This window comes from Leisingera sp. F5 (genome assembly GCF_001593695.1).
The window spans coordinates 1-3,391 of sequence record NZ_LUKH01000246.1 but is presented as its reverse complement, the minus strand read 5'-3'; the positions used below and the strand labels follow the sequence as shown (position 1 = coordinate 3,391).

4 protein-coding genes and 1 pseudogene are annotated in these 3,391 nt (G+C 62.5%); all 5 read left to right on the top strand.

The annotated features are described in order from the left end of the window. The first annotated feature begins 41 nt into the window (after positions 1-41). Positions 42-914 (top strand): formate dehydrogenase accessory sulfurtransferase FdhD, encoded by an 873-nt coding sequence (locus A2I95_RS28230; RefSeq protein WP_291735240.1) that lies wholly within the window; start codon positions 42-44, stop codon positions 912-914. After that, positions 911-1,267, top strand: coding sequence for a hypothetical protein (locus A2I95_RS28225; RefSeq protein WP_291735238.1), 357 nt, complete (start codon positions 911-913; stop codon positions 1,265-1,267). Before A2I95_RS28230 ends, A2I95_RS28225 begins: the two co-directional genes overlap by 4 nt. Beyond that, a complete protein-coding gene (mobA, locus tag A2I95_RS28220) occupies positions 1,264-1,902 on the top strand; it encodes a molybdenum cofactor guanylyltransferase MobA (RefSeq protein ID WP_291735237.1) in 639 nt (212 codons plus the stop codon). The genes A2I95_RS28225 and mobA overlap by 4 nt, the downstream gene beginning before the upstream one ends. After that, entirely contained in the window at positions 1,899-2,390 is a 492-nt protein-coding gene (mobB, locus tag A2I95_RS28215; RefSeq protein WP_291735236.1) for a molybdopterin-guanine dinucleotide biosynthesis protein B, read from the top strand. Before mobA ends, mobB begins: the two co-directional genes overlap by 4 nt. Next, positions 2,387-3,391: pseudogene (locus A2I95_RS28210) on the top strand (molybdopterin molybdenumtransferase MoeA); the annotation flags it as partial. The gene mobB and the pseudogene A2I95_RS28210, both read left to right, overlap by 4 nt.

Genomic DNA, 3,391 nt, shown 5'->3' with positions numbered 1-3,391 from the left:
ACCGGCCTACGGCGGTGGCAGAAGGAATGCAATTGGTGAGTATGGATATCACGTCAGAATATCTGATCGCGCCCGGTGTCGCCGACCCGCGGCTGACCCGCGCCGTCACCGGTGTTGATCAGAACGGCGAAGCCAGCGACATCTCAGTGGTCGAGGAACGCCCGCTGACCATCTTCCTGAACTCCCAGGAAATTGTCACCGCGATGACCATTGGCGATTACCCGGAATATCTGGCGCTTGGCTTTCTGCGCAATCAGGGCATGCTGCTGGATGGGGATGAGGTCATCGGCGTCGATTATGACGATGACCTTGAAACCGTGGTGGTGCGTACCGCGGTGGAAACCAGCCACGAGGAAAAGCTGAAAAAGAAAACCCGCACCTCCGGCTGCGCGGTCGGCACAGTTTTTGGCGACATGATGGAGGGGCTAGAGGACGTGCACCTGCCCGAGTTGGAGGTGAAGACATCATGGCTCTACACGCTGGCGCATAAAATCAACCGCACGCCCTCGCTGTATCTGGAGGCCGGCGCCATCCACGGCACCGTACTGTGCCAGCAAGACCGTCCGCTGGTCTATATGGAGGACGTCGGCCGCCACAACGCGGTGGACAAGATTGCAGGCTGGATGCTGTCCGAACAGGCAGAGGCGGCGGACAAGATCCTTTACACCACCGGTCGGCTGACCTCGGAGATGGTGATCAAGACCGCGATGATGGGTATCCCGGTGCTGGCGTCCCGCTCTGGCTTCACCGCCTGGGGCGTCGAGATCGCCCGCGAAGTTGGCCTCACCTTGATCGGCCGGATGCGCGGCCAGCGGTTCATCTGTCTGTCGGGTGAGGAGCGGCTGATGCGCGACATGGACCCCAGTGACGCGCCGGTGGAAGAGAAGAAACACAGGCGGAAGGGCGCGGAATGAATGTTGAAGTCCTGTATGCGCTTATCGTGATTTTTTCACCTCTGGTGGTTTTCGGTGCTCTCGGTTTCTGGGTCGCCTACCGGTTCTGGTGGCCCCTTGCGAAGCGGCTTGGTGTTGTGCCGTTAAACCGCACTGCTTCACGACAAGTGATTTTCGCAGGGGTCGAGGGTGGGACAGCAGAAGTACAGGCTCAGGTAAAAAAATGCCGACTTGCCTTCGGGGCTGCTTATCTTGGCATGCTGATCTGTCTTTTCCCTTTGTTGGGGCTGGAGGGGATCCTTTTCTTGTCCGCGTGTTTTCTCGTGACGTTTTTTGTTTCCAGACCTTTTAGGCTGACGGAGGGAACCCGATGACCCAGCCCCTCGGCGTAATCCTCGCAGGCGGTCTTGCCACCCGGATGGGCGGTGGTGACAAGGGGCGGCTGCAGGTCGGTGGGCAAAGCCTCCTGTCCCGTGTGGTGGACAGGCTGGCGCCGCAGGTTGCGGACCTGGCGCTAAACGCCAATGGGGACCCGGAGCGGTTCGCAGACCTGGGCCTGCCGGTCATTGCCGACTCAATCGAGGGCTTCGCCGGCCCGCTGGCGGGCGTTCTGGCCGGTCTCGACTGGGCGGCAGAGCAGGGCGCGGACAGCATCGTAACCGCCGCCGCCGACACGCCCTTCTTCCCGCAGGATCTGGTCGCCCGCCTGACTGCCGCATCCGTGGGCATGGCGCAGCCGCTGGTCCTCGCCACTACGCCGCGCACCGGCGAGGAAGCGCTGAAGTCCGGCGGCGGCAAGCGCATCAACCGGCATCCGGCCTTCGGCCTCTGGCCCGTCGCCCTGCGCGGCGACCTGCGCGCGGCACTACAGGGGGGCTTGCGCAAGGTGGTCATGTGGACCGACCAGCATGGCGGCCGCGAGGCGCTGTTCGAGGCCGAGCCCTTTGACCCCTTCTTCAACATCAACACGCCGGATGATCTGGCCCGGGCCGAGGTGCTGCTCAAATGAAGATCTACGGCGTCACCGGCTGGAAGAACAACGGCAAGACCGGGCTGATGGAACGGCTGGTGGCTGAATTCTGCGCCCGCGGGCTGACCGTCTCGACCTTGAAACACGCACACCACGCAACGGACGTCGACCAGCCCGGCACCGACAGCTTCCGCCACCGGCAAGCGGGTGCCTCCGAAGTCGTGCTGGCCTCACCCAATCGCGTTGCGATTATGCAGGAACTGCGCGGGGCAGGGGAGCCTTCGTTCACGGAACTGCTGTCGCGCTTGCGTCCTGTGGATTTAATCCTGGTCGAGGGGTTCAAGCGCGAAACCCACCCCAAGATCGAGGCTTACAGAACCGCCGCAGGCCAGCCGCTGATTGCTCCGGATGACCAGACCATCCGGGCCGTAGCCAGCGACGTGCCGCTGCACCTGGACCGTCCAGTGTTCGATCTGAACGGTACAGCAAAGATCGCGGATTTCATCCAGTCGGAATTGGGGCTTTGACCGGCTTTGATACCTTTCTCGCCATCGACTGGTCCGCCGCCAAGCGCAAGCCCCGGCGCCCCAGCAAAGACGCGATTTGGCTGGGGGTGGCACGCGGCGGAACTGCGGAAAGGCAAATTTATTGCCGCAGCCGGCAGGAGGCAGAGGCTTGGATCAGCAGCTTCCTCAATGAGGAGCAGGCCGCGGGGCGGCGGATTCTGGCAGCGTTTGACTTTCCTTTCGGCTATCCGCGCGGATTTGCGCGCCGGATTACCGGATCGGATGACCCCTTTGCCCTTTGGCAGTGGCTGGATGAGCGGATCTCAGACTCTGAGGACGGAACGAACAACCGGTTTGAAGTCGCCTCCGAAATGAACCGGCTGTTTGCCGGCTCTGGTCCGTTCTGGGGTAAGCCGGATGAGGCGCGCTGGCCAGAAATTCCCTACCGCAAAGTTGGCATAGTCTATAAGGAAGTGGCGGAACGGCGCAGCGCGGATTTGGCGGCCAAGGCGGCCTCGTCCTGTTTCCAGCTGTTTTTCAACCCGACAGTTGGCAGCCAGACCCTCATGGGGCTGCCGGTTCTGCAGCGGCTCCGGCTCCGGCACGGGGCCGCTGTCTGGCCCTTCGAGAACATTGCGAACGCGCAAATTGTGTTCGCGGAAATTTGGCCAGGGTTGATCGAACCCGCCGTAAAGGCTGCGATGGCTGTTGCCGGCCGGGAAGAAATCCGCGACCGGGTGCAGATGCGGCTGTTGTCGCAAGCGCTCAGCCGACTGCAGGCAGAGGAACTCGCCGGAATGCTGGCTGCTGTACCTGAAGACGCACAAGAGGAAGCTTGGATATTGGGCACCGGATACGAAGACCGCTTGAACGCGCTGGCGGCCAATGAGCTGGATGGGCTGACACCGCCGCCGCTCAGCAACGATTGCTTTGCCTTGCCTGCGGGCGTGGACTGGACCCCGGTCGATGACGCGCTGGCATTGCTGCGGGGCAGGCTGGGGCCGGTCACCAGTGCCGAAACC

What these genes read in the sequence shown, in the direction of transcription:
- mobB (WP_291735236.1), top strand. Translation starts at nt 1,899, where the DNA reads ATGAAGATCTACGGCGTCACCGGCTGGAAGAACAACGGCAAGACCGGG.
- mobA (WP_291735237.1), top strand. Translation starts at nt 1,264, where the DNA reads ATGACCCAGCCCCTCGGCGTAATCCTCGCAGGCGGTCTTGCCACCCGG.
- A2I95_RS28230 (WP_291735240.1), top strand. Translation starts at nt 42, where the DNA reads ATGGATATCACGTCAGAATATCTGATCGCGCCCGGTGTCGCCGACCCG.
- A2I95_RS28225 (WP_291735238.1), top strand. Translation starts at nt 911, where the DNA reads ATGAATGTTGAAGTCCTGTATGCGCTTATCGTGATTTTTTCACCTCTG.